The organism is Actinomadura sp. NBRC 104425 (assembly GCF_030269545.1).
Classification (GTDB): domain Bacteria; phylum Actinomycetota; class Actinomycetes; order Streptosporangiales; family Streptosporangiaceae; genus Spirillospora; species Spirillospora keratinilytica.
Map to the genome: position 1 here is coordinate 306,416 of NZ_BSTN01000004.1, position 25,513 is coordinate 331,928.

General features: G+C 70.0%; 18 protein-coding genes and 1 pseudogene. 11 read left to right on the top strand and 8 right to left on the bottom strand.

All coding sequences use genetic code 11. From position 1 onward, the window contains the following. The first annotated feature begins 327 nt into the window (after positions 1-327). The 8 genes from QSK22_RS09215 (at position 328) to QSK22_RS09250 (ending at position 7,249) form a co-directional block, all read left to right on the top strand. Positions 328-2,433, top strand: a complete 2,106-nt coding sequence (locus tag QSK22_RS09215) for an RHS repeat-associated core domain-containing protein (RefSeq protein WP_285493602.1) — start codon at positions 328-330, stop codon at positions 2,431-2,433. Then, the gene (locus QSK22_RS09220) at positions 2,360-3,154 is read left to right on the top strand and encodes a polymorphic toxin-type HINT domain-containing protein (RefSeq protein WP_285493603.1); all 795 of its coding nucleotides are present in this window, start codon (positions 2,360-2,362) and stop codon (positions 3,152-3,154) included. Before QSK22_RS09215 ends, QSK22_RS09220 begins: the two co-directional genes overlap by 74 nt. 122 nt (positions 3,155-3,276) lie before the next feature. Further along, the gene (locus QSK22_RS09225) at positions 3,277-3,666 is read left to right on the top strand and encodes a hypothetical protein (protein WP_285493604.1); all 390 of its coding nucleotides are present in this window, start codon (positions 3,277-3,279) and stop codon (positions 3,664-3,666) included. Between the two features lie 124 nt (positions 3,667-3,790). Next, positions 3,791-3,964, top strand: coding sequence for a hypothetical protein (locus QSK22_RS09230; RefSeq protein WP_285493605.1), 174 nt, complete (start codon positions 3,791-3,793; stop codon positions 3,962-3,964). Between the two features lie 576 nt (positions 3,965-4,540). Next, positions 4,541-5,014 carry a hypothetical protein gene (locus QSK22_RS09235; RefSeq protein ID WP_285493606.1) on the top strand — a complete coding sequence of 158 codons (474 nt, stop codon included), beginning with the start codon at positions 4,541-4,543 and terminating at the stop codon, positions 5,012-5,014. A gap of 117 nt (positions 5,015-5,131) precedes the next feature. Then, on the top strand, positions 5,132-5,896 hold the full coding sequence (locus QSK22_RS09240) for a polymorphic toxin-type HINT domain-containing protein (protein ID WP_285493607.1): 765 nt from the start codon (positions 5,132-5,134) through the stop codon (positions 5,894-5,896). Between the two features lie 2 nt (positions 5,897-5,898). Further along, positions 5,899-6,384 carry an SUKH-3 domain-containing protein gene (locus QSK22_RS09245; RefSeq protein WP_285493608.1) on the top strand — a complete coding sequence of 162 codons (486 nt, stop codon included), beginning with the start codon at positions 5,899-5,901 and terminating at the stop codon, positions 6,382-6,384. Between the two features lie 514 nt (positions 6,385-6,898). After that, complete coding sequence (locus QSK22_RS09250; RefSeq protein ID WP_285493609.1) at positions 6,899-7,249, top strand: hypothetical protein; 351 nt, start codon at positions 6,899-6,901, stop codon at positions 7,247-7,249. A gap of 266 nt (positions 7,250-7,515) precedes the next feature. On the opposite strand, the pseudogene QSK22_RS09255 reads toward QSK22_RS09250, so the two are convergent. Continuing rightward, positions 7,516-8,757, bottom strand: a pseudogene (locus tag QSK22_RS09255) (IS256 family transposase). Positions 8,758-9,619: 862 nt separating this feature from the next. Between QSK22_RS09255 and QSK22_RS09260 the strand changes: the two are divergent. Genes QSK22_RS09260 through QSK22_RS09270 form a run of 3 tightly spaced genes read left to right on the top strand, consistent with a single transcriptional unit; the run spans position 9,620 to position 13,557 of the window. Beyond that, positions 9,620-10,906, top strand: coding sequence for a hypothetical protein (locus QSK22_RS09260; RefSeq protein ID WP_285493610.1), 1,287 nt, complete (start codon positions 9,620-9,622; stop codon positions 10,904-10,906). Then, positions 10,903-11,385, top strand: a complete 483-nt coding sequence (locus QSK22_RS09265; protein ID WP_285493611.1) for a hypothetical protein — start codon at positions 10,903-10,905, stop codon at positions 11,383-11,385. The genes QSK22_RS09260 and QSK22_RS09265 overlap by 4 nt, the downstream gene beginning before the upstream one ends. Before the next feature lie 57 nt (positions 11,386-11,442). After that, positions 11,443-13,557, top strand: a complete 2,115-nt coding sequence (locus QSK22_RS09270) for a fibronectin type III domain-containing protein (protein ID WP_285493612.1) — start codon at positions 11,443-11,445, stop codon at positions 13,555-13,557. A gap of 6 nt (positions 13,558-13,563) precedes the next feature. Here QSK22_RS09270 and QSK22_RS09275 read toward each other — a convergent pair whose 3' ends face one another. The 7 genes from QSK22_RS09275 to QSK22_RS09305 all read right to left on the bottom strand — a co-directional run bounded on the left by QSK22_RS09275 (position 13,564) and on the right by QSK22_RS09305 (position 25,437). Then, positions 13,564-14,901, bottom strand: coding sequence for a serine/threonine protein kinase (locus tag QSK22_RS09275; RefSeq protein ID WP_285493721.1), 1,338 nt, complete (start codon positions 14,899-14,901; stop codon positions 13,564-13,566). 13 nt (positions 14,902-14,914) lie between these two features. After that, positions 14,915-15,781 carry a protein phosphatase 2C domain-containing protein gene (locus tag QSK22_RS09280; protein ID WP_285493613.1) on the bottom strand — a complete coding sequence of 289 codons (867 nt, stop codon included), beginning with the start codon at positions 15,779-15,781 and terminating at the stop codon, positions 14,915-14,917. 17 nt (positions 15,782-15,798) lie between these two features. Beyond that, on the bottom strand, positions 15,799-16,473 hold the full coding sequence (locus QSK22_RS09285) for a vWA domain-containing protein (RefSeq protein ID WP_285493614.1): 675 nt from the start codon (positions 16,471-16,473) through the stop codon (positions 15,799-15,801). Next, complete coding sequence (locus tag QSK22_RS09290) at positions 16,470-18,980, bottom strand: GTPase-associated protein 1-related protein (protein ID WP_285493615.1); 2,511 nt, start codon at positions 18,978-18,980, stop codon at positions 16,470-16,472. The genes QSK22_RS09285 and QSK22_RS09290 overlap by 4 nt, the downstream gene beginning before the upstream one ends. 73 nt (positions 18,981-19,053) lie before the next feature. After that, the gene (locus QSK22_RS09295) at positions 19,054-20,289 is read right to left on the bottom strand and encodes a hypothetical protein (protein WP_285493616.1); all 1,236 of its coding nucleotides are present in this window, start codon (positions 20,287-20,289) and stop codon (positions 19,054-19,056) included. A 2-nt stretch (positions 20,290-20,291) separates the two neighbouring features. Then, on the bottom strand, positions 20,292-23,261 hold the full coding sequence (locus QSK22_RS09300) for a DEAD/DEAH box helicase (RefSeq protein WP_285493618.1): 2,970 nt from the start codon (positions 23,259-23,261) through the stop codon (positions 20,292-20,294). Further along, entirely contained in the window at positions 23,209-25,437 is a 2,229-nt protein-coding gene (locus tag QSK22_RS09305; protein ID WP_285493620.1) for a BTAD domain-containing putative transcriptional regulator, read from the bottom strand. Before QSK22_RS09305 ends, QSK22_RS09300 begins: the two co-directional genes overlap by 53 nt. Positions 25,438-25,513: the final 76 nt, after the last annotated feature.

Consider the following 25,513-nt stretch of genomic DNA (forward strand, 5'->3'; position numbering starts at 1 on the left):
GACGCCCCCGCGGCCGTCGCCCGATGCGTTGCGGGGAGCGGTCGGGCAAGCGGTTCGAGCGGCCTCCTCGGCGGTCGGCGGCAGGAGCTTCGGCGGCCCGGCGAAGGCGGCAGACGGGGCCTCGCCGTGCTGAACCGCGCCTCGGCCGCTGGGTGTGCCGTGCCGCCTGGCTGCGGACATCCGTGTCCGGTAGCGGCTGTTGCATGCCACGGAGTCCCTGACGGCGTGCGGCTTCGCCGAGGCCGCATAAGGGCGGGTGCATGAGTGGCGGCGAAGCGTAAGAAGCCCGGCGGCATGGCACAAGTGATGCTGTGAGGTCGCCGCCACGTGGGCGCCGACAAGTACACCACCGCGGTCACCGGCTACGACGCGCTCTACCGGCCCAAGGGAACGACCATCACCATCCCCGCGTCCGAAGGCGCGCTGGCCGGCACCTACACCACCACGCAGGACTACAACTTCGACGGCTCCCCGATGGCGACGACCTACCCGGCGGTGGGCGGCAGCACGGGGCTGCCCGCCGAGGACGTCTCCACCTACTACAACGACGACGGACTCCCCGAGTGGACCTACGGCCTGGCCACCTACGTCGCCGACACCGTCTACGACTCCCACGGCGAGGTCACCCAGCTCGCCATGGCGTCGGTCTCCGACAGGTTCATCTGGCAGACCTTCGACCGGGACGAGGCCACCGGACGCCTCACCCGCGCCACGGTCAGGCGGCAGACCTCGTCGGCCACCTATGACGTCGAGACCAGGTACTCCTACACCGACTCCGGATCGATCAACTCGATCCTCACCAACACCGTCGGCGCCGCCCCCGACCGGCAGTGCTTCACCTACGACTACGCCCAGCGCCTCACCCAGGCGTGGTCCACCAGCACCGCCGACTGCTCCACGGCCCCCTCGGCCACCACCATCGGCGGCCCCGCCCCGTACTGGACGACCTACGAGTACGACAGCAACGGCGAGAAACAGGGCAACCGCACCAAGGAGATCCAGCACGCCTTCACCGGCGGCCCCACCGCCGACAAGGTCCGCACCTACACCTACCCCGCGGAACTCGGCTCCGGCGGCCCCCTCGGCCCGCACGCCCTCAAGAGGGTCACCGAAACCCAGGGCGCCAGCACCCGCACCGACCTCTACACCTACGACGAGGCCGGCAACACCACCGCCCGCCCCGGGCAGAAGCTGATCTGGGACGCCGAAGGCAACCTGTCCAAGGTCACCGACACCAGCGGCAACGAACTGGCCAGCTTCATCTACGACGCCGCCGGCAACCGCCTCATCCGCAAGGACACGACCGGGAAGACCCTCTACCTGCCCAGCCAGGAGGTGAAGGTCTCCTCCACCGGCGCGGTCAGCGCGATCCGCTATTACAGCCACGGCGGTGCGACCGTCGCCTACCGGACCGGCACCAGCAGCTCGAGCGTCCAGTTCCTGGTCCCCAACTACCAGGACAGCACCGACATCACCATCAACGCCGTCGACCAGGACAGCTGGAGCCTGCGCCGCTTCGGCCCGTTCGGCAGCGAACGCACCAACCCGATCGGCATCTGGCCCACAGTCATGGACAAGGGCTACGTCGGCGGCACCAAAGACTCCACCACCGGCCTGACCCACCTGGGCGCTCGCGAATACGACCCCGGCATCGGCCGGTTCCTCAGCACCGACCCCCTGTACAACGGAGACGACCCCGGCACCTGGAACGCCTACAACTACGCCAACAACGACCCCGTCAACCTGAGCGACCCCGACGGCCTCATGCCCTGCGACGGGGTCATGTGCGGCTGGCCGCCCAAGCGGCCGTCGTCGGGTGGCGGCGGCTCCGGCGGAGGAGGAGGCTCCGGCGGTGGCGGCGGTGGCGGTGGCGGTGGCGCGCCCAGCTACGGCGGCATCCCGAGCTACGGCGGCGCCCCGATCGGTTACGTGCCGCCCCCCCGCACCTCCCGCACCGCCGCCCTGCAAGAGCTGGACGTGCAAGTTCAAGAAGGTCGGCGGAGCCATCGGCGGTTTCGTCAGCAAGCACCGCGCCACCATCGCCTCCGTCGCGGTCGGCGTCGGCTGCGGTGCGGCCATCGGCTGGACCGGCGCGGGCGGCGTTGCCTGCGCCGCCGCCGCGGGAGCCGTCTACGGCGCCGTCAACCACGCGCAGCACACCCCCAGGGACCAGTGGTCCGTGGGCGGCTTCCTCAAAGCCGGCGCCACAGGCGCAGCCGTAGGCGTCATCACCCACGGCGCCGCCGGCCTGGCCGCCAAAGCCGCCGCACCCGTCATCCAACGCGTCGCCCCCCGCATCGCCAGCAAGATCAAGGGCTCCGGCGGCGGCAAAGGCGGCGCCACCGCCAAGGGCAACAGTGTGGCCAAATCCAGGCCCGCTGCAGCCAAGAGAACCAGCTCTCGCACAAGTACCGGCTCGGCCAAGCCCACTGAGTGCAGTTTCGTTCCCGGCACCGCTGTTCTGATGGGCGACGGCAGCCGAAAGCCCATCGACCAGATCAAGGTGGGCGACAAGGTGATGGCCACCGATCCGGTCACCGGTAAGACGGGCCCGCGGACGGTCCTGACCACGTTCGGCGACTCCGGCACCAAGAACATGGTCCGCGTCACCGTCGACACCGACGGCGAACGCGGTACCAAGACCGGCACGCTACAGGTCACCGACAACCACCCGTTCTGGATTCCCGCCCTCAAGCAGTGGGTGGACGCCGGGAAGCTCAAGCCCGGCATGTGGCTGCGCACCAGCGCAGGCACCCACGTCCAGATCAGCGCCATCAACACCTGGACCCGGCATCAGCAGGTCCACAACCTCACCGTCGAATCCGACCACACCTACTACGCCGCCGCCGGCACCACGCCGGTCCTCGTCCACAACTGCGGGTCGTTTGACCCTCAAACTGGTCGTCTCACTGAAGACGCATTTGAAGCGTACGACAAGGCGTTCGGTCCTCAAGTGGCAGATGGCGTAGAATACCAAGCCATGAGAATGCATGATGGAACTGAGGAAGCTGCTGATCACGTGCTTCCAGGGCTAGGGCACGATACGGATGCGCTGGCTCTGTTCTTTGACAGTCTTGCTACCAGAAACTTCACCCACGTCGATCCCCGATTCGACTCGGGTTCGTCGCAATCCGAAGCCCTGCTTTTCATATAATCCATGGCAACGCTCCTTCGCGCAGCGTCGTGATGTTGCGGAACGTTCGTATGATTCACGGTTATCTGCTGAGCGAGGATGAATTCTATCGGATCTACCGGCCTCGAGGAGGATCGTAGCCAATGCGCACGTATGTCAAGATCGATCGGGATGGCGAACTGCTGCGTGTCGAGTTGACGAAAAATCAGTATGATCTGGTTTCGTCGGCATTGATTGTGTTCCCCTCCTTGGTGAAGTCCCGCGAGGGCAGGTTGCTGATGCTGGGACGTGGCTTCGATGAACTGCAGTCGGCCGTGGCTGACGCCGGCACGACCGATTTGGGGTGGAGAGTCGTCATCTGCAGTATTGAGGGGGTGCACGCGCTCCACTCCTTGTTGGTGTGCCTTCCGCTCCTTTATTTGACCGAAGAAAGTTTTGTTATCAGAGTGAAATTTTTCAAGGAGCAACTGATTGGAGTCGCGTCCGGTCTCCGAGAGGGGTTGAAAAAAATTGGCGATGAGAGCAATCTTTGAATTGTGCGATCGGGGTACGAGTGTCGCGCATAGAGCCAGTGTGCAGAAGGCCAGTAATCGCCTGTTTCGGTCTACTTAGTTTGGTGAAATGCATATGGGGCACAACTCGAGGGTCACACACATCATGGTCGCTTATCTGAATGGCTCCGGCGTTAGTCTGGACGGAATAGAGTTGGCTGGGCGGGCTATTTCGGTGAGTGCGCGTTTTGATATCTGGGTGCTTGATGTGGGAAAGCGGAAGTATAGCGGTGATCCGATGGGGCTTGGTGACATTATGCTGAAGTTCGCTGATCCTTAGGAGCGGATCGTCGATCTGTGGAAAGAGTGTGCGGCGGGGGAGCTGGATATATCTTCTTTCGAAGAGTTTCTGAGGCCTCTAGTGGAGGAGATGGAGTCCTTGTTCGCCGATGTCTCCGCAGATGGCGGGACGAATTTCCAACCGCCATGTGTTGACCGTGCAGTCGAGGAAGACTGAAAGAGTCGACCAGGTGGCCGTTTGTGTGAGCGTCTGACGATCCGATGTTCGATGCTCAATCGAACGTGGACACGGCCGCCGAGTGTGACCGCGCCCGCCGTCCGATTCGGGAGACTGGCCGCCGGGCCGACTGGTGAAGCGCATTGCCGGTCCGCTTTCCGCGGTGAATCCGTAGGCTGATCCGAAGAAGGGGGCCGCGTTGGTCGGCCTTTCGGACCATATGATTGACGACTTCATGGACGGCATCGTGACGGGGGCGGGGCGGATCACCGAAATGTGAGGGCGGAAGAAATGGTTGATCGATATGTTGAAGAGCTCAGAAGAATGTCCTTGCGTCCGTCTTCGTCGCTTATCCCGAGTGTGTTCCCGTCTCGCTCAGATAGTCACTCGATATGCACGTTGCAGATCGATGTGTTCGGTGATGTTGAAGCCTATGGGTGGAGATTGCGCCGGGTGCTTATGGCCGCCGTACGTGTGGCCTACGAGCAGGGATTCGATCGGGAGGAGTTGGATACCTCCAGTATCCCAAACTGGTTCATCTCGATCACTGACGGCGGTTCGCATGAGGAGGCGATACCTGTCGAGGTCCTGGCCGGCCGGAATGCCTACTATGCCGCCAGAGATCAAAACGAGTGGGATGTGCAGGAATGGCTCTTCTGTTTCGATCCCGACTTGAGGTACTGGCATTGGTGGGACTTGACCTCCCCAGGTGATCGTGTTGCGGTCCTTTGGATCGACACTCGTGGTGAATGGGATGTTCCGTGTGAAGAGCTCTGGTGGGCTGTGTATGCGGCCGGCGCGCGCAGTGCGGAGGGGCTGATTTGGATGTCGGCTGATGAATGGCGGCGGCAGCCGAGTATAGGGATCACCTGAGATCATCCCGAGAGGACGAGCCGACGGCGCTCACCGTCACCGAGATCAGAAAGCGCTATTTCTGCCAGTGGACCCTCGGCTCGGCCAAAGTGATGGCGGACGGCAGTCGGAAGCCCATTGACACAGCCAAGGTGTGGCGTGAAGGTGTTGGCCAGCGATCCGGTCACCGGTAGGACGAGCCCGCGGACGGTCCTGACCACGTTCGGCGACTCCGGCACCAAGAACATGGTCCGCGTCACCGTCGACACCGACGGCGAACGCGGTACCAAGACCGGCACGCTACAGGTCACCGACAACCACCCGTTCTGGATTCCCGCCCTCAAGCAGTGGGTGGACGCCGGGAAGCTCAAGCCCGGCATGTGGCTGCGCACCAGTGCAGGCACCTACGTCCAGATCACCGCGATCAACACCTGGACCCGGCATCAGCAGGTCCACAACCTCACCGTCGAGTCCGACCACACCTACTACGCCGCCGCCGGCACCACCCCCGTCCTCGTTCATAATTGTCAAAACGTTTCCTCGAGGCTGGAGGCGACGGCTGATGCTGGGGAGCGCCAACAGGCGGACTTCGCGTCTGAGTTCGTGTCGCCGAGCGGCCAAGTATATACAGCCCACAATAAGGAGTATGTCGAAATCCCAGAGGGCCTGAAAGATATCTTGCGTGAAAATCGACATCCCGCATTTGTTTGCTCTGAAATGAAGTGTCTTGCCAAAGCGTATGAAAAAGAAGGGGTGGCAGGAGTAAGTGGAGGAAGGATGACCACGGTATTTGTGGGTGATTCCGAGTTCGGGGAGCACGCTACTTTGGCGAGTCCGTGCAAGGCGTGTCGTCGAGTGCTGAGTTCGCTTTTCGTTAGGATTGTGGAAAACGAGGCGATGTAGTCATGGATCTTGATGTTTCCTCGGAAAGTCGTGCGGCACTGGCGGCTCAGGGCTGGACGAAAGACCGTAGCGTTGACGTTTCTGCATTGATCGGAAGACTGGAAGCGGTTGGTTTTCGAGTCGACGATTGGATGAGGGGAGTCTTGGGGTCGCTGGTGGGTATTCGGGTAAGTCCGGTGAATGAGGACGGGGTGAACTTTCAGAACGGCGATCCGTTCGTCGTTGACCCTCTTGCAATAGGTGTGAGGCATTTCTCGGAGGCCAGAGAACTGCAAGATCGATTCAAGGTGACTTTTTGTCCGCTCGGATGGTGGCTCTGTCGTTCGCATGTCTACTTCAGCACGGAAGGGCCTGTGGTCGCCTCGCTGCCCGGAGTGATCTGGCACGTGGGCAGTACCCTGTCCGAGGCGATCGACATGATGCTTCTCGGAAATCGACCACTTGTAAGGCTTTTGAGCGAGGATGGTATGGAAAGCAGAGATTTCTAGGTCGGATTGAAGAAATGCCGTTGTCAGTCGATGTGGTGAATGCGCATGGGGTGGGCTGTGTATGCGGCCGGCGCATGCAGTGCGGAGGGGTTCATTCGGATGTCGGCTGATGAATGGCGGCGGCAGCCGAGTATCGGGATTACGTGAGATCATCACGAGAGGACGAACCGACAGACTCATCGTCACCGAGATTGGAAAGCGCTACTTCTGCTAGTGGACGCTCGGCTCGGCCAAGGTGACGGCAGACGGCAGGCGGAAGCACGATCGACACAGCCAAGGTGTGGCGTGAAGGCATTGGCCACCGATCCGGTCACCGGTAGGACGGGTCCGCGGACGGTCCTGACCACGTTGGGCGACTCCGGCACCAAGAACATGGTCCGCGTAACCGTCGACATCGACGCTGATGCGGTACTAATACCGGTACGTTTCAGCCCACCGATAATCCCCTGTTCTAAATGTACTCGATGTGGTGAATGAGAATATGGGACCACGCAACTCGATGGTCACGAACTGTATGCTCGCTTTTCTGGACAGCTTCGGCAGCAGTCTGTATGGACTGGATCTGGCCGGTCGGGCTATTGCGGTGAGTGCGCGTTTTAGCATCTGGGTGCTTGATGTGGGAAAGCGGAAGTATAGCAATGATCCGTGGGCGCTGGGTGATATTATAATAAAGTACGCTGAATCTGAGGAGCGGATCGTCGATTTGTGGAAGGAGTGTGCGGCAGGGGAGCTGGATCTATCTTCTTTCGAAGAGTCTCTGAGGCCTCTAGTGGAGGAGATGGAGTTCGTGCTCGCCGATGTCTCCGCAGATGGTGGGACGAAGTTCAAACCGCCAGGCGTTGACCGTGTAGTCGAGGAAGACTGAATGAGCCGACCAGGTGGCCGTTTGTGTGAGCGTTTGGCGATCCGGTGTTCGATGCTCAATCGAGCGTGGACACGGCCGCCGAGTGTGACGGCGCCCGCCGTTCGATTCGGGGGACTGGCCGCCGGGCCGACTGGTGAAGCGCATTGCCAGTCCGCTTCCGCGGTGAATCCGTAGGGCTGATCCTAAGAGAGGGGGTGGTGTTGGCCGGGGTCACGTCCAGCGGAGTGGTGTATGAGTCGGCCTCCGCGTGATCCTGTTTCTGCCGGTTAAGCAGTGATCGCCTGCTGGTCGGTCTCGTCCCCGGAACAGTCGCCGTCAATCACTCGCAGTCTGGCTTTGGCGAGGAACTCCAGGCCCATGTAGCGGCGGCCCTCGGTCCACTCGTCGGTCTGCTCCATCAGCACGGCGCCGACGAGGCGGATGATCGCGGTGCGGTCGGGGAAGATCCCGACCACGTCGGTGCGCCGCCGGATCTCCTTGTTGAACCGCTCCTGCGGGTTGTTCGACCAGATCTGCCGCCGGACCTGCCGAGGGAACGCGGTGAAGGCCAACAGGTCGTCACGGGCCTCGTCCAGATGCTGCGCCGCCTCGGGGTGCTTGGCCTCCAACGAATCCACCACGCGGGCGTGCTGGGCGTGGACCTCTTCGGCGGCGGGCTGGTCGAAGATGGTGCGCACCAGTGTCGCCACCCATGGCTGGGCGGATCTGGGCACCTTGGTGAGCAGGTTGCGCAGGTAGTGGGTGCGGCACCGCTGCCAGGCCGCCCCCGGCAGCGTCGATGCGACCGCCTCGACCAGGCCGGTGTGGGCGTCGGAGATCACCAGTTGGACGCCGGACAGGCCGCGGGCGACCAGGGCGCGCAGGAAGGCGAGCCATCCGGCGCCGTCCTCGGCCGAGGCCACCTCGACGCCGAGGATCTCGCGGTGCCCGTCGGCGTTGACACCGGTGGCCACCAGCACGTGCACGTTCACGGTGCGGCCGCCCTCACGCACCTTCTGGGTGAGGGCGTCCAGCCACACGAACGCGTACGGCCCGCCTTCCAAAGGCCGGTTGCGGAACGCCTGGACCTGTTCGTCCAGCACCTTGGACATCTGCGAGACCTGGCTTTTGCCAGATGCCTTGGATGCCCATCTGCTCGACCAGTCTGTCCACCCGCCGCGTGGACACGCCCAGCAGATAGGAGGTGGCCACCATGCTGATCAGGGCCTGCTCGGCCCGGCGGCGTCGCTCGGCAGCCACTCGGGGAAGTACGACCCGCTGCGCAGCTTCGGGATCGCCGGTTCGACCGTGCCGACCCGGGTGTCCCACGTCCGTTCCCGGTAGCCGTTGCGGCGGTTGACCCGCCCGTCCGAGCGCTGCCCGTAGCCGGCGCCGCAGATCGCATCCGCCTCGGCCGACATGAGCGCTTCGGCCATCGTCTTGACCATCGATCGCAGCAGATCGGGCTCACACGCCCCGATCTGCTCGGCAAACCAGCCCGCGGGGTCCACACTGGGGTTGTCGGCCATCGCGTCCTCTCCTTCGATCTTGGACTTGGCATCTCGAAGGATCACGCGGTGGCCGTCTCATTTCACGACGCCACGCCCTCTGACCTGCATCAACTCGTACACCACCTCCGTGGACGCAACCCGGCCCGCCCGGTCTGCTGATCGGCACGCTCGCACAAGGCGGCGGTCGTGCCCCGGGCCCGTAGGCGGCGGACGACCCGGCTGCCGCCGGACGGCGGCCGTGTCGGCCGAAGGCGGCGGCCAGGAAGACGCGCCGGTGGCAATCACCCGCCCTGAGTGCCGGCGCCCGCGCGCCGCCGCTGAGACGAGATGGCCACGCCGTGGCCGGTGGCGGCCATCGGGGCCGGCGCACACACTCGAGAACAACCACCCGGAGCACCGCGAGTCCCACCGGATATGGCCTGGTTGTCCGCCCCCCTGAGGCCGAGGCGGAGTGATGGGGGAGTGGTTCGGGGGTGGGCTTTCGGCGGTGGGCGGCAAGCAGTCCGGCCTTCCAGTAAAGGCGGTCGGCGGGAGTCTCGCCGTGCTGGACCGGCCCTGACCCGCTGGGGTGCACCGCGCTGCCGCGGCTGATGACATTCGCCCCGGGCGGAGGCGTTGCGCGCAACGGCGTTCTCTGGCGGCCCGCAGGTTCACCGACCCCGCGTGAGGGCCATGAATGAGTGGAAGGCCAATGAAGGAGCGGCGGCGGAGTGGGATAAGCCTGGCCTCATGGAGAAATGGATGTTGTGAGGTCGCAATCTGAGAAATAATGTATGCGTCATAAGCCCGTCATGATGGGGTGGGGGCGGGGGCGTTTCGTGCGCGATACTCAGGGGGGCCAGGCGTGGCGCAAGATGATCCGCAGGCGCGTCCACCCGGAATGGGCCGGCTCGCCGGAAGACTGCGAACGCTGGCGGCGGAGCCTGCTCTCGCATTGCGGCGGGAAGAGTTGCAGCGGTTGGCAGGCGACCTGGAGAAGGGGCGTCGGCTGGAGCGGTGGGCCGAGATCGATCTGGTGAACGCGTTCGCGCGTCCGGAGAGCCTGACGGTTCCGCCCCCGGCGGCGCCCTCGGGGCCGTGGTGGAAGCGGCTGGTCGAGCACCCCGACCGTGAGCGCACGCTGGAAGTCGCACTGGGGGCGGTCATTTTCGTCCCGCTGCTCGTCACCTGGTACGGCCTTTGGAAGGCCATTCGCGCCTACGGGGAACTCACCAGGGAGGATCCGCGGCAGGCGACGCGGCCGTTCCTGCAGCTGTGGCAATCGGGCTTCGGGGGGCGCCTGACGGGAATCGCGCGGTTCGAGCATGTCGCGTTGACCGCGGTCTTGATCATTTTCGCGCTGGTGCTGCTGTCGGTTCTGCATTCACTCGCGCGGGCGCACGGCGAACGCGCCGACGCCGAGGCGGACGCCAAGGTGCGCGCCGAGCATGCCAGGCTGCTCGGCGAACTGGCCTCCGTCCTCACCAGCGTGCAACTGGAGCTGGTCCCGCACCGCGACACGTCCCCGGACCGCTTCACCGGCGTGCTGAGCCAGGCCGCCAAACGGCTGGACGCCGTCATCAAGCAAGCCAAGGAGCAGCAGCGGCAGCTGACCGCGGCGGTGCAGCTCACCGGCAAGGCGGCGGAGGAGCTCGGCAAGGCGACGGGCCAGATGAAGCGCGCGGCGCAGACCCTCAGCGACGGGGTCCCGCAGCTCACCGGGGCCGCGGACCGGATCGAGCAGGCCGTCCGAGCGGCGGAGGCGGCTGCGGCGCAGGCCGGCACGGACACCGCCGGCGCGGCGCACGGCATCGCCGATACCCTCCGGCAGGCGAGCGACACGCTGCGGGCCGCCCTGCACGACCTCGCCGCGACGCAGAAGGCGCTGACGGACAAGTCGCAATCCGTCGTGGACGCCACCGACAGGGCCGCCAAGGCACTGGTGGACAGCGGCGGCAGCACCGACCGCGCGGTGACCGGCATGCTGGCGGCCACCGACCGGTGGGACGCCGCGGCGGCGCACTGGCAGGACGCCGCGGCCAGGCTCGACACCAGCGTGCGCGCGCTGCTGGACAGGCTGTCCGCACTCGACACCACCGTCAACGGCGCCAAAGTCGCCGGCGGCGCACCGCAGCCCGCCCGGTCAGGGCCGGTGGCGCTCGGCGAGGACACGGAGACGAAACAGTGAGGCGGGCCGGCCGCCTGAGCGCGGTGGGGATCGCCGCCCTGGCGGGATGGCTGTTCGCCGACATGCTGCTGGTGCTGGCGGTGGTGACGATGGCCGACCGGCCCGATCCGCTCGCCGCGGCGAGCCCCGGGCCGTCCGGGAAGGGCGGTGCGTCGGCCAGTCCGTCCCCGACGCCGACCGGGCCCCGCTCGCTGGTGAAGAAGGCCGAGAAGTTCGAGGTCGCCGGAACCGACGAGGACGACCTCGTCCGGCAGATCAGAAGGCAGACCGAGCGGTGGGCCGGGCGCGAGGCGGCGCTGGTGATGACCTTCGGCGGCAGCGCCGGCGGCAACCGCTACGCGCACCGCGTGAACTCGCTGCTCGGCAGGGCCCGTCCGAAGATGTTCACCCGCAACACCGCGACGGAGGACTTCCACGCGCTCGACGAACCGGCCGACACGGCCTCGCTCACCGTGTACTTCTACACCTCGCCGAGCTGAACGGACGACGCGATGGCACCGTGGCGGCCGGGACGTCCCCCCACCGACGATCTGCCCTTGCCCGTCCTGCCCCGCTTCGTCGGCATCGACGGCTACTCCTCCCTCGACGCGGCGCTGAAGGAACTGGGGTTCCGGCATGCCGCGGACATGCTCAGCCCCGCCTCCCTCCCGGGCTCCGGACGGGGCCTCCAGGTGGAGTTCCGCGTCCTGGACGGCCTGTGGTTCCCGGCGCGGCGGGGTCTGCTCTGGCGACGGGCGGACCAGGCCTACATCGACGAGTGCCGAGCGGAGTGGGCGGCATCCGGCGACCCGCGCGGCCCGGCGGTGACGGAGGTGCTCGCGGTGCTGGCCGAGGCGCTGCGGGACGACCCCATGGCGCTGCGCCGCCTGGTGCTGTGGCAGCTCGCCTGCCTGCTCAAGGACGGCGGGCCCGGTGCGGCCGCAGCCGAGGGGCTGGGCGTCCACCGGGACGAGGCCGGGCCGCTGGCGGCGGCGGTGGCGGCGGATTTCCCCGGCGAAGGACCCGCCCGCCGGGCCGGTGAGCGGATCGCCGCAGCGGCGCGGCGCCGGCTGCTGCACGAGGCGGCGCGGCTCGCCGCCGACATACCGGACGCCTCCGCCGACCACGCTCTGGCCCACCTGGTCGCCGCGATCCGAGACGACATGGCGGCGGCGGACCGGCTGATGGGCGACGCCGTCCGCCTCCAGGAGCGCGGGGACGCGGACGCGGCGGCACGGGCATGGCTGCGGGCACACCGGCTGATCGTGGACGACCCGCGCGCCTCCGCCGGCCTGCTGGGCGCCGCGGCCTCCCTCGCGGACGCACCGAACCGGCCCGGCGAGGCGGCGGTGCGGGCGGTGGCCGACGGCCGCACGGTCCGGTTGAGCTGGCCCGCGCCCGCGTCGCCGGACGTGTCGGTGAGGGTCGTGCGGTTCCCGGAGGACGCCCCGCACGAGGCCGTCGAGGTCGAGACACCGGACGACGACGTGCCCGCGGGCGTGCGGCTGCGCTACGCCGTCGTCCCGCTGCACGGCGACCGGATCGCCGAGGTGCCGCACGCGACGGGACCGGTTCTGCTGCCCCCCGAGGTGACGGACGCCAGGGCCTCGTCGGTGCCGGACGGGGTCCACCTGGAGTGGCAGCCGCACCCCCGCGCCGGCGAGGTGAAGGTGATGCGCTCGTCGGATGCGGACGGCGCGCAGCCGGTCGCCGTGCCGTGCGGCCCCGGCGGACTGGTGGACCGGCCGTTGGAACCGGGCTCCTACCGCTACGTCATCGCGTGCCGCTACACGGGCCTCGACGGACGCGACCAGTGGTCCCCGGGGTGCCAGGTGTCGGTTCAGGTGCAGCGGTGGCCCGCTCCCGTGGAGGAGGCCACCGTGCGTCCCGTCGACGGCGTCGGACGCGTCGACATCACGTGGCGGCCTCCGCCGCGCGGCGAGGAGTACCTGGTGCCGTGGCCGTTCCGCACGGTGCGGCCGGGCGAGGACGTCTCGGAGCTGTTCGGCAGGCTGCCCGGTGAGATCCGCAACGCCTACGCGCCGCAGGGGCCCGCGCCGTCCGTCGCGCTGACCGTGCCTCCCCGGCAGACGCTGCGGCTCGCCCTGGTGAGCGTGCTCGGCGACCTGGCGGTGTCCGGACCGACCGTGGTGATCGAGAACCCCGGCGGGGTCGCCGACCTGGCGGTGCGCCGCCTGGGGCCCGACCGCGCCGAGGTGAGGTTCACCTGGCCCGACCCGGCGGTGCTGGTGCTGCTGCGCTGGCAGCGCGACGGCCTCACCGAGGAGACCCGCATACCGCGCAGCCGCCACCTTGCCGACGGACGCATCGTCATCCCCGTCTCCCGGCAGGCGGGCGAGGTCACCGTCACGCCGCTGCCCCGGCCGGACGCGGTCGTCGTGGCGTGCGAGCCGGCCACGGCCGTCCTCGAACCCGCCCCCGAGCCGGTCCTCGAACCGGCCGGCGCCCGGCGACCCACCGCGGTGGAACGCGTCGCGCTCCGGCCGGAACCGTCGCCGCCGCCGGAGCCGTGGCCGCCACCGGGTCAGGCCCTCGCACCGCCGCCCCGCCCGGTCGGCGAGGCGCGGGTCGTGACGGGGCAGCCGACGGGCGGCAGATGGAGCAGGCTGCGCCGATGGCTGCGACGCCTCATCCCGCGGTCGCGGGGATGACCCGCGTCAGTCGAAGAAGACCGCCTCCACGCCGCCGCCGAGTTCCAGCAGAAGCCCCGGTTTCAGGCCCACCGTCCGACCGGGCGGCACCTCCTGCGCGGACCCGTCCGGCCGCCGCATCGTCCACGCCCCGTCGGTGCGGTTGGTGAGGCCGAAGCGGCCGCGCTGCTGCGCGTGCTCGGTCACCTCGCCGACCACCGCGGTGAAGTCGTGCCGGTCGGGGTCGTCCACGAGGTGGTGGGCGTACACCCGCGCCTGCGGGGCGAGGGTGATGTCACGGGCGGTGCTGAGGGAGCCCCGGCGGACCGTGATCCGCAACCGGACGGGTAGCTTGACCCGGTGGCCGCAGTGCCAGCAGTCGGGCGGCGGGCCGCCCGGCTCGGCCAGGTTCTGCTTGCCGCACGAGCCGCACACGGTGATGGCGTCCAGCACCTTGCTCAGCGCGTCGCGCCACTGCGTCTCGCGGACGCGGCGGGACGGCGTCCACAGCCCGGCCGTGAACGTCTCGGTGAACAGGTCGCGCAGGATCTTCGGCAGGACGCTCCACGTCGCGATGACGGTCGTCTGCTCGCCCGGGTCGGGACGGTTGCTTGTGTCGTCCGGATCGTAGATGAACACCGGATGGGTCCCGTAGAGCCGGCGTTTGGCGGCCTCGTCCATGCAGCGGATCCGCAGCGCCAGCGCCCCCTCGAACGGGTGGTGGTTCATCAGCAGCAGGAACAGCAGGACGGCGAGGGCGTGCAGGTCGGTCTGGATGCCCGGACGGGCGCCCTGGTCGCCGCGCACCAGTTCCGGCGCCATGAAGTCCATGGTCCCGGCGACCTGCGTGGTCTCGCCTTCCACCACCGCGTTGTCGTTGTCGCACACCAGCACGTCACCGGTCTTGGGGTCGAAGAAGATGTTGCCCCAGTTGATGTCGCGGTAGGCGATGCCCTTGGAATGCAGGGTGCGGTACGCCTCCACGGTGTGCAGGGCGACGGTGACCAGGGTCCGCAGGGTGGTCGCGGACACCGCCTTGTCGCGGCGGAACAGCGCGGGCAGATCGTGGAACCGGGAGGGCCGCACGTCCATCAGGTACCCGAACCCCGGCCGGCTGGAGTGCGGGTCGATGACGATGGCCTGCGGCCACAGGAACCGGTCGTCGTTCCATTTGCGGTCGATGAGGCTTTCCAAGATGCGCCGCTGCCGGGTGTCGGCGAGCTGGGGGTAGTACCACTTCAGCGCCTGCGGGCCGTGCGGGGTGCGCACCCGGTAGACCTCGCCCTGCCCGCCGGATCCGAAGAGCCGCTCCACCGTTATCTTGTCGCCGGATTCGGTCACCAGGGTCCGCCCGGCGTCGAGCATGCCGTTCACGCGGTCAGTCCTCCCATGTCGCCGGTGATGTGGGTGTGGTCGTGGCGGGGGGCGCGGGCGGGACGGGCGCCGCGAAGGCGCCCACGAGCGTGGTGTCGTCGCCGGAGTGGCGCGCGGCCTGCTCCAGCCATCCGGTAAGCCGCGACCGCACGTGCGCGGCGCCCTGCTCGGCGACCATGGCTCCGACCTCCTCGGCGAACTGCAGGAACCCCGACCGCTCCGCGAAGCTCTTGGACAGTCCGTCGGTGGACAGCAGCACCCCGCGCGGCGGCCTTCCGGTGAACGGCAGCCAGTGCGTCCGCACGGCCCGCCACGCCTCCCGCTGGCAGATGGAATCGGTCTCGTCGCCGATGTCGGGTCCGGTGGACAGGGGCGCCTGGGCCGCACCCGTGTCGTCGAGCAGCACGATGTCGCCGTCGCCGAGCTGCCAGCAGGCCAGGAGCCGCGCGGTGACGACCGCCCCGACGAGAGTGCTGCCGTAGACGGGGAGCCGCTTTTCCAGCTCCTTCAGGGACCGGGCGGACGTCGCTCCGTCCGACGGGGCGTTGCTCTCGTGCAGCAGCGCCCGCTCACGCCAGCGGTGGACGAACTGCTGCGGGAGGCTCCGGACATGGGCGCGGAGGATGGGCCACTTCGACACGTCGCTGCCCAACCGGACCGCCTCCCGCGCGAAGACCTCGGCGCTTTGCGTGAACTCCTCCACCGCCCAGCGTGCGCCCAGGTCGCTGCGGAAATGCGCGGCGGCCCCGTGGCCGTCGGCCACGGCGAGGACCAACGCACCGCCGTCCGCGGCCGGGCGGGCCGCGCAGCTGTCCTGGCTGTGCGTCTTGCCGACGCCGGTGACGGAGCCTTCGAGCAGTTCCCATGGCATGCTCGCCGGGCCTTGCCTCACCAGACGTCTTCGTCCTGGTCGGTGGAGGACAGCGGGGACGTCGGGTGCTTGTCGCCTTCGACGGTCGGCGTGGACGCGTTCTTCACCGCCACCGTGGACGCCCAGCGGATCGCCGCGACGAGCTGCTTGGGGTTTTTGGCCAGGATCGGCTCCAGCTCGGGGTTGCCGAGGAACTCTTTGAGCATGCTGCGGTCCGCGTCGTCGCCGATGGCGATGGCGACGCGCACCGCCCGCTTCCCCCACGGGGTGGCGTCGATCTCGCGCAGGCCGGACCGCCAGTCGTCGGTGGGCTGCCCGTCGGACACCACCGCCAGCACCGGACGCAGCGCCCGTTCCGGCATCGGCGGGGTCCGCAGCTCCGCCGCCGCGAGCCGGAACGCGGCGCCCATGTCCGTTCCGCCGTAGGTGTGGACGTCGTCCCAGGTGAACTGCTCCACGGGGGTGGGCTCGGCGATGTGCCAGTCGGCCCCGCTGGCGAACGTGATGGCGCGGACGACCAGTGACGCGGCCGGGTTGTCGCGGGCCGCCTGCTGCATCTCCGGGATCGCCTCGCGGATCGCGAAGTTCAGCTCGCCGATCTTCCCGTTGATGCTCATCGAGCCCGAGCAGTCGAGCAGCCAGATGAAGTGGAGGGGACGGGAGGCCATGCGGCCGCCGGGGATTTCGCTCACGCTGGTCCTCTCTGAGGGGGGATGCCGCCATGCGGCCGGTCGTCATCGGTGGGGTGGGGCGCCTCGGCGGGAAGCGACGCGAGCCAGCCACGCCAGACGTGCTCCCAGCCGGGCTGTTCGAAGCGGAAGGTCTCGTGCACCACCAAGCGTTTTGGGCCGTCCATGCGCCGCCAGGCTTCGGACAGGACGACCGTCAACAGCTCGCCGCACACCCGACGCCACGCGTCGGTGCTGCCCGGCGTGGCGAAGCACCAGCTCATGAACAGGTAGGCCGCCTGCTGAGGATGGTCGAGGAGAAAGTCGACTCGCTTCCATTTGGCGGCCAGCTCGGCCCGGCGGTAGTGCTCGGCGAGCGCCGGATCCCGCTCTGTGGCAAGCGGGTGAAGGATCTTCTGGGCCCACAGTGCCCGGGGCGGCGCCTGCGCGAGGCGGTCGGCGAGCGTCCGGAACACGCCGTCGATCAGCGTCGGAGTCGGGTCGGCCCGGCGGCGCGCATCGAACAGAGTGTCGACGGCATCGGGCAGGGGCACCGACCGTTCCACCAGAGCAGACGTGCGCACCAGCAGTTCTACGGTGGTTCCCAGCCGCGGGGGCAGTAGCACGCGTTTCATTTCCCGCGCGTAGTCGATGAGCGTTTCGTCGAACCGGTCGGGATCGGTGAGCCATTTGCGGAAGTACTGGTCCAACCCCGTGTCGACGATCAGGGACGGCGGGCACACGCGTGCCAGCTCCGGAATCTCCTCGTCGGGGGGACGGCCGTCCGGCCACACCAGGTACCACGCCGTCTCCAGGGTCGGTGCGTCCGGCACGTGCCGCCCGGGCATCCTCTCCTCGATCAGCGCGGCCAGCAGGTCGACGCCCTTCAGGCGGTCGCAGCGCACCACCGCCTCGGCGAGACGAAAGGGGAGCGAGGTGCCGTCGTCGACGGCGTCCCGCAACCAGTCGCCCAGCAGCGGACCGATGTTGACCGCGAGGGTCCGCCCCTGCCACGTACGCGTCCGGATCTCAAGCGTGTGCAGCACCGCACGGGGCAGCCGTGAGCCGCGGGCGCGATCCAGCAGGGCCAGCGCCTCGCGGCGCTCGCCGTCCGCCGGGGCGAGCAGGGCGTCGGCCAGCCGGTCGGCGGCGGCCTCAACGAGAGCGTCGTCCGCCGTGTCTGCGGCGAGGCGGGACTTCAGCTCCGCCGCCCAGGTGCCGACCGGGCCGGCCAGTCGGCGGTGCAGCGGATCCGGATCGGCGGGCGGCCCGGACTCGCGGTGCGGTTCCGGCCGCGCCCGCCCGCCAGGCGGCGGCTGCCCCGCCGGGGACCGGTGGTGCGGCCCGGGCACGCCGCCGACCCGGAGCCATTCGTCGGCCCCGGCGCCTTCGCGGCCCTCGACGCCGCGGCCGAGGGCATCGGCGTGTTCCTGCTCGTCGGTGCCATGGCTGACACCCCCGGCGCCGCCGGAGTTCGGCACCGGGGCCGATTCGGAGAACCGGGCGCGTGCCAGCGTCCGCACCAGCGGGGCGGCGGCCGCGGCGTGCCGGCGTTCCAGGTGACGGCACAACCGCGTCAGCGCGCCCAGGAGCTGGGAGTCACCGGTCTGGGCGATCTTCGTCAGGACTTCGACCAGCCCGTGCAGCACCTCATCGCCCAGCGACTCCAAGCGCCACAGCTTCTCCGCTCCCTCCTCGTCGTCGGGTAGCGGCGCGAGGCGCAGCAGACGCGTCGCCGACGACTCCGGGTCGAACGGGTCGGAGGCGTCCGCGGGACGCAGGCCCGCCAGCCACGACCGGGCCGCCAGCTCCGCCCACAGGTCCGTCGCCGCCGGGCTGCCCGGCCCGCCGACGCCGTCGTGCACGCGGTAGCGGTGTTGCACCGTCGCCGGATCGAAGCGGTCGAAGTCGGCGTCCGGGCCGATCCCCACGATCTGCTGCGGAGCGCGGTGCGGATGGGCGGTGCGGGTCGTGAACGTCAGGGAGCGGGCGTGGGACTCGGGCAGGCAGGCGCAGGCGAGCGCGATCCAGCGGGCCACCGTTTCCGGATCGTCCTCGACGAGGACGATCTGCCGCCCGGCCGGGGAGGCGAACAGGCGGCGCACGTCCGCCAGGAACGGTGCGAGGCGCGAAGCGTTCTCCTTGGCGAAGCGCACCAGCGTCTCGGAAGCGAACGGGCTGCCGGACCGCTCGGTCGGGACGGCGCCACCATCCGTTCCCACCGAAGAGCGCCAGAGGTCGATCGGGAGGGGGCCGTCCGCGCCGTCGGGTAGGTAGGCGTGCTCGCCACGCGGCCCGGTCCGCCCCTCGGCCGGGTGCACGGCGTACAGCAGGGCGCCGCCGCCGGGAAGCCGCGTGTGACTGAGCGAGCCCGCCGGTGGCGGGGAGCCGGGCAGGGCCGCCACCAGGTCCAGCCAGTGTCGCTGGTCGTCAGGGAGGGGCTCGTCCGTGGTGAGCCACCCGCCGTTGTCACGCACCCCACCCGGCACCGTGCCGCCCCATATATCTGTGAATCCCCGTGAGAACCACATTATGACAACCGGACCCCTCTTTCACAGGCATTTTTTGTGGCCAGATATGGCCTCGACGGCATGTTCGTCGCGGTCAATCGTCGATATCGTCCAGCCGGCGCAGCAGGTCGTGCTCGCCCGCCTGCGCCGCCAGCCGCCGCAGGTCGTCGCGGTCGACGGCGCCGAGACCGACCTGCCGCCCCAGACGGGTCGCCAGCGCCTCCAGGTCGGCCCGTTTGACCCGGACCCTCGGGGCGATGAAGTCGGCGACGCCCCGCAGCAGGGCACGGCGGCGGACCCGCTCGTCCGTGCACCAGATCTGGCAGACGTGGCAGCCCAGCACCGCGAACGAGCCGATTTTGCGCGGGGACAGGGGCCCGCCGTTCCCGCGATTCGCGCCGTTCGCGCCGAAGGCCGACGCGGGGAGGGTGACGCGCAGCATGCCGCCCGGCAGCCGCACGGGATGAACGCCGTCCATGCCCAGCTTGCGCAGCCACTCCCGCACCCGCTCCTCCGCGCGGCCCGCCGCGGACGCGCGCTCCTCGACCTCGACCAGGCCGGCGACCTCGGGACTGCCCCGGCAGATCTCGCCGATGTCCTCGTCGGCCGTGTCCGCCGCCTGGGTGTAGGCCAGCAGCCGGGCCACGCCGTCACTGCCGACCGCGCGGACCACGTACACCGGCAGGAACACGCACTCGGGGTCGCCGACGCGGACGGGGGACTCGATGCGGTCCGGCAGGTTGAACCGGTCCCGGTCGGGCAGCCCGGCCAGCGCGGCCAGCGCCCCGTCGTGGAAAGCGCGCAGGCTGAGCGGCATCCGGAAGGCGGGGCCGCCCTGCCGTTCCAGGTCGGGCAGATCGGCCCCGGTCAGCAGGGTGACGGTCGCCGGGTCGTAGTACCGGCGGGTGAGCGGCCGCGACCCGAACGCGTCGAAGTAGAGCTTGCGGCGGTCCCTGTGGCGCTCGATGTAGCGGACCTGGTCGCGCACGGACCGCAGGCCCAGCTCGGTGAGCACCAGCCGGTCGTCGGGGCCCGCCGTCACGTGCTCGATGCGCCTCAGCACCCGCAGCGCCCGGTCGACGAGCGTGTCGTCCAGCGCGAAGAACCGGGCCAGCTCGGCCGGCGTCGCCAGGCCCGCCTCGGCGATCCCGCGTTCCAGATACCGGTCGATCAGGCCGTACGGCTCGGCGTCGGTGACCGTCGCCTCGATCTCGACGCACCACACCGGCAGCAGGAACGGCACGATCAACGTGGGCGTCCCACCGCGCGCGTACGCCGCGTCCTCCAGCACGCGCTCTTCGGGGTAGGGGAAGATCCTCCTGGCGCACATGCTCAGCGTCCTCCCTGGTTGAGGCTGCGCACGTGGTCGTAGACGTCCTGGTAGCGCCGCAGGTCGCCGACCCGGGTCACGTGGTCGCACAGCGCCGCCGCCATCTCCCGGAACGGCCGGTCCGCGGCCCTGGTCAGCGTCGACAGGTCGCCGACGAGCACGAGCTGGTGCTTGGCGCGGGTGAACGCGACGTTCGCGCGGCGCAGCTCCTTGAGGAACCCGACGCGGCCGTGCGGGTTGCTGCGGGTGAACCCGTAAAGGATCACGTCGCGTTCGCCGCCCTGGAAGGAGTCCACGGTGCCCACGTTCAGCCGGGCCAGGTCCGCGTCGCCGATCCGGCGCGCGATGGACTTGGCGATCCGGTCCGCCTGGGCCCGGTACGGGACGATCACCGCCCATTCGGCGCCGCCGCGCTGGTAGTGCTCGGCGAGCTCGGCCAGCAGCTGCCCCTCGGCCTTGTTGAGGTAGCCGGACTGGCCCCACCGTTCGCCGCCGCCCACCTGCCGCTCGAAACGCCGGTCTCCGGGCAGCCGGGCGGTGTCGACGAACGCCAGCGGCCGGGCGAACAGCCGGTCCCGGTGTTCGCGCCGGACCTCCGTCCGCAGCCGGCCCCGGTAGAACGCGTGCGAGATGAACTCGCAGACCGATTCGGGCATGCGCCGCTGCCGGGTCAACTGGACGACGTGGTCGCCGGGAAGGCCGTCCACCAGCCGTTCCAGGGCGCTCTTGGCGAGCAGGTCCCGGACCAGGGGATCGCCGACGGACGCGCCCCACGCCTCCACCTCCGAGTCGAGGAACGGCGGAAGCTGCCGGTCGTCGCCCACCAGCACGGCCCGCCCCGCCCGGGTGAGCGGCACCAGGGCGTCGGCGACGCCGATCTGCCCGGCCTCGTCCACGATCGCCAGATCGAACAGGGCGCCGGACATCTCCGGGCGGGACGCGGCGCCGATGCAGGTGGCGGCGATGACGTCGGCATAGCGGATCAGCTCGGGATGCAGCTGCTCCGGGGCGCTGGAGATGTCGGCCTGCCACTGGGCGAGCAGCTTCGACCGGGCCTCCAGCAGCGCAAGCCGCTCCCGCAGCCAGTGCAGCAGGGCCGCCAGGTCCGCGTCCCGGGTCCGCGCGTCGGCGTCGGCGCGGACGGGCGGCGGCGTGTCCAGGGCTGCGACGGCGGCGCTCGCGTGGCGGGCGGCCCGCAGGGCGTCCGACAGGCAGGTCTCCAGGTGGCGGGACGCGGTCGCCGCCTGGACACGCGCCTCCCGCACCCGCGGGTCGTCCCGGGTGGCCGCGTCCAGCTTCCGCTCGGCCTCGGCGAGCTGCGCGCACGCCCGCTCCCAGGCGCGCCGCAGCCGCTCGGCGCGTTCGCCGGCGGCCCGGCGGCGCCTGTCGGCCAGCAGCGCCGCCACGCCGAACAGGCCGCCGATCAGCGGCCACGCCCGGCGGGCGCGCATCCGCTCCAGGCGCCGTTCCCGCCTGCCGGACCGCCGCTCGTGCCGCTCCAGCGCGCCTTCGCATCGGGCGCGTTCGCGCCTGAGGCCGTCCACCCGCTCCTGTGCCGGGCCGTTCACGGCGCGGCGGGCCGCGTCCAACCGCTCCGCCGCCTGCGCCCGCGCCGCCTCCGCCGCGTCCCGCTCGGCGACGCACCTGGCCAGCTCGTCGGCCCAGCGGCGGGCGTCGCCGAGCCCCGCATAGGACCGCAGCGACCGCGCGGGATCGTCCAGGATGCGGCTGCGCAGCTCCTCGGCCCGGCGTTCCAGCAGGTACGGCAGCCCCTCGGCGGTGACCGACCCCTCGTGGCCGACCCGGATCACCTCCAGCTCGCCCGGCAGCCGGGCCAGCACATTGTCGACGGCGCGGTTGGTGTGCGAGGTGACCAGGACGCGTTCCCTCTGCTCGACCGCCGCGGCGCGGGCGAGCTCGCTGATGACGCGGGTCTTGCCGGTGCCGGGAGGGCCGAGGACCACCAGCACGTCGGGGGTGGCGAGGCCCTTGCGGAAGGCGGCCGTCTGCTCGGGGTCCAGCGGCTCGACGGACCGGGCCGCGGTGGGCGGGATCGGCCGCACGCGATGCTCCACCAGAGCCGGCAGGACGGTGGTGTTGTGGGCCTGCCGGGAGCGCAGCAGCGCGACGGCCTCCCGCTGTTTGGCGTACACCACCTGGCTCGCCGTGACCTCCAGCTCGCCCTGCCGGACGGCCTCCAGCCGCGCCCAGTCGACCGGCTGGTCGAAGCGGACCGTCACCCGGTCGCGTTCGACCCACGTCACCTGCCCGCGCAGCCCCGGCTCGCCGGGCACCTGGACGAAGTCGCCCTGCTCCGGCCGCTGCCCGCCCGCGACGTGGAAGACGTACACCGAGCGGGTGCCCTGCCGCTGCCCGCCGGTGGCGGCCACGTCCCGGTACGGGAACCGCGGGCGCGCCTGCACCGCCTCCGTGGTGATCCGCTCGGCGGCGTCGATCGTCCGGTCGAGCGTGTCGAGGAACGCCGCCTGGGCGGGCGTGACCGCCGAGGCGCCGCGGGCCGCGGCGAGCTTTTCGGTGAGCCGGCTCCACTCGGCGGCCAGCGGCGCCCAGTACGCGTCGGACGGGCGCGGAATGGACTGCACGTTGAACGCCAGCCGCCAGCCGGTCGGGCGGATGAGCAGGCAGCCGCCCGCCAGCCGGTGGTGGTCCTGCAACCGCAGGAGGTTGATCGCACCGATCGTGTAGGCGTCCCCGTACTTCTTCGTCAGGTACAGGCGGACCGTGCACGTCGGCAGGTACAGCAGCAGGCTCCGGTCGGCGCCGCCCCTGGGCTCCTCGAAGGTCGCCGCCACGCCGTCCCGCCGGGCGTTCAGCTCGTCGACGAGCCGCTGCGGATCGACCGGGAGCCGCAGGTGGGGGTGCTCGCGGGCCAGGCGCTCTGCCCGCTCGTGCAGCCGCTCAGCGGGGACCAGGGTGATCGGGCCCGGGAGGTGCACAGGGCGAAAGGTCATCGCTACCTCGGGAGAGATCGTCGCGGGCGTTGTCGAACGCGGCGCCGAGCGAACGGATGTCCGGGCGCGCGGAGGGCTCGTCGTCCAGCGCCGCGTCGAGGGCGCGGGCGAGGGGGGCCGGCAGGCCGGGGACCTGGCGGCCGACCGGCAGCGGCGCCCGGAGCGCGGGCGGGCGGCCGGTCAGCAGATGGTGCGCGAGGGCGGCGAGCTGGTAGGTGTCGGTGTGCGGGCCGGGGGAGTCGGCGAGCCGCGAGCGCTGCTCGGGCGCCGGATACTCCACGGGGCCTTCGCGCGGTGCGGGGGGACGGGCGGCCAGCCCCAGGTCGCGCAGCGCCATGCCGTTCCCGTCCAGCCTGATGACTCCGGCCGGGCTGAGGGCCCGGTGGGACAGGCCGCGGTCGTGCAGCACCGCGAGCGTCCGGCACAGGTCGGCCAGCCCTCCGAACAGCAGGAACATCTGGTACGCGCTCGGCGGGGCGGTGTCGGCGGCGCCGTCGACATCGAACGCCGCGTCCAGCGTGCGCCCGGGTTCGGCGCGGGACGACGGCCACGCCAGGATCAGGGTCGCGATCCGCCCGTCGCCGTCGTAGTCGTGCACACGGGGCAGCCCCCGGACCCGGCCGAGACCGTCGAGCAGTTCCCGTTCGCGCCGCAGCGCGTCGAGGGCGCGCCGCGCCGTCTCGGTGGGCTCGCGGACCTCGACCTGCCGCAGCCACACGTACTGGGAGCGGGGCTGCCGCCGCCGCAGCGCCCGCGCCTCGCGCAGCACGACGCAATGGTCGGGGGAGTGCCGCTCGGCGAGGTGCCGCTCGTCGAGCAGGTAGATGTCGGCGCCGACCGTCACGTCCGCGCCGCCCCGCCACCCCCGCGGCTCGTCCTCGGGCGTCCTGACGGGGACGATCGGCCGCACACCCGCGTCGTCGTGGTGGTGGGTGATCTGGTCGCCGAGGACCACGGTGCCGTTGACACCGGAGATGTTGTGGCCGTGGTGGTAGTAGGAACCGGCGATGGTGAACTGCCCCGCAGCGTTATGGGGGCCTTTCCCGTCGAGAATCGCCGCGGCCTCGCCCGCCAGCGCGCCGTCGGCCGCGAGAACGGCCGCCAGTTGCGCACTCAGCTCGCCGGGATCGGGGACGTCCCGCAGCGCCTCGGAAAGGCGTGCGACGGCGTTGCGGCGCAGCAGCACATCCCACAGGCCTTTCGCCTGGACCCACGAATCCCCCGGGATCTGATCCGGTATTTGCGGCCAGCCGGAATCCGAGCGGAGAAATGGCAGCGCCGGGACCAGGACATCGGCCATTCGGCGCGCCAGTGCGGTGTTCGCCGGTGGTGGCATGGCGGCTCCCTCGGTAGGGCGGTCGGGTCGCGGGCCGAGCGCGGGGTCGTCGTCGAGAACACGCTGGTAGAACTGCTTGGTCTCCCGGCTGACATCGGCGGCGAACCGGTCGTCCGCGCTCCGCCGGAAACGCTCGTACGCCTCGATCGCCTGCAATCTGGCACCCGCCTGCATGTAGGCCCACATCAGGTGCCGCAGCAGCGGTTCGTCGGACGGATGGGCGCGGTGCAGCCGCTCCAGCTCCGGCAGGATGCGGGCGCCGCGACCCAGCCGCAGTTCCGCCGCCAGGCAGGCGACCAGCACCCGGTGGTGCTCCTTGCGCAGCTCGCGCCGGTGGGTCTCCATCTGCGCGCCGGGCAGGCCGGCGAGCGGTTCGCAGCCGAGCAGCCCCGCCTGCCCCTGGCCCCATTCCAGCAGCGCCCGGCGGCCGAGCTCGGCGATCTCCGCATCGTCGCCGGGATCCTTGCGCGCGGCCAGTTCCCGCACCCTGCCGGCCAGGTCGCGGAAACGGTGCAGATCGACGTCGTCGCGGGCGACCAGCAGCCGGTAGCCGTCCCGGTGGCCCGCAATCAGATCCGCGGCCCCCGCTTCGGCCTTTCGCAGATCGTCTTTCAGATGTCTCAGCTGCGAGTGCAGCTTCGGCACCAGCGCCTCGGCGCCGAGCGCGTCGGCCTCGTCCTCCCACAGCGTCCGGATCAGCCTTTCTTTGGGGACGGGCCGTCCCGCGGCCAGCAGAAGCTCCGCCACGAGCAGGCGCCGCAACGGCCCGCCGAGGCCAACGGGGCGGCCGCCGGATTCGGCCTCCAACCCGCCCAGCAACCGGAATTTCACAGCGTCCATCCCCAGATCAAGCAGCGGCTTCCAGCACGCTGCCAGAAGCCCGCCGAACGCGCCAGAACTCCGCCCGGATTCCGCC

Excerpts from the sequence above, each read along its gene's own strand:
- QSK22_RS09295 (WP_285493616.1), bottom strand. The coding sequence starts at position 20,289 with ATGTGCGCCAGGAGGATCTTCCCCTACCCCGAAGAGCGCGTGCTGGAG.
- QSK22_RS09230 (WP_285493605.1), top strand. The coding sequence starts at position 3,791 with ATGGTCGCTTATCTGAATGGCTCCGGCGTTAGTCTGGACGGAATAGAG.
- QSK22_RS09250 (WP_285493609.1), top strand. The coding sequence starts at position 6,899 with ATGCTCGCTTTTCTGGACAGCTTCGGCAGCAGTCTGTATGGACTGGAT.
- QSK22_RS09275 (WP_285493721.1), bottom strand. The coding sequence starts at position 14,901 with ATGCTCGACGCCGGGCGGACCCTGGTGACCGAATCCGGCGACAAGATA.
- QSK22_RS09245 (WP_285493608.1), top strand. The coding sequence starts at position 5,899 with ATGGATCTTGATGTTTCCTCGGAAAGTCGTGCGGCACTGGCGGCTCAG.
- QSK22_RS09260 (WP_285493610.1), top strand. The coding sequence starts at position 9,620 with ATGGGCCGGCTCGCCGGAAGACTGCGAACGCTGGCGGCGGAGCCTGCT.
- QSK22_RS09280 (WP_285493613.1), bottom strand. The coding sequence starts at position 15,781 with ATGCCATGGGAACTGCTCGAAGGCTCCGTCACCGGCGTCGGCAAGACG.
- QSK22_RS09305 (WP_285493620.1), bottom strand. The coding sequence starts at position 25,437 with ATGGACGCTGTGAAATTCCGGTTGCTGGGCGGGTTGGAGGCCGAATCC.
- QSK22_RS09300 (WP_285493618.1), bottom strand. The coding sequence starts at position 23,261 with ATGACCTTTCGCCCTGTGCACCTCCCGGGCCCGATCACCCTGGTCCCC.
- QSK22_RS09225 (WP_285493604.1), top strand. The coding sequence starts at position 3,277 with ATGCGCACGTATGTCAAGATCGATCGGGATGGCGAACTGCTGCGTGTC.
- QSK22_RS09290 (WP_285493615.1), bottom strand. The coding sequence starts at position 18,980 with ATGTGGTTCTCACGGGGATTCACAGATATATGGGGCGGCACGGTGCCG.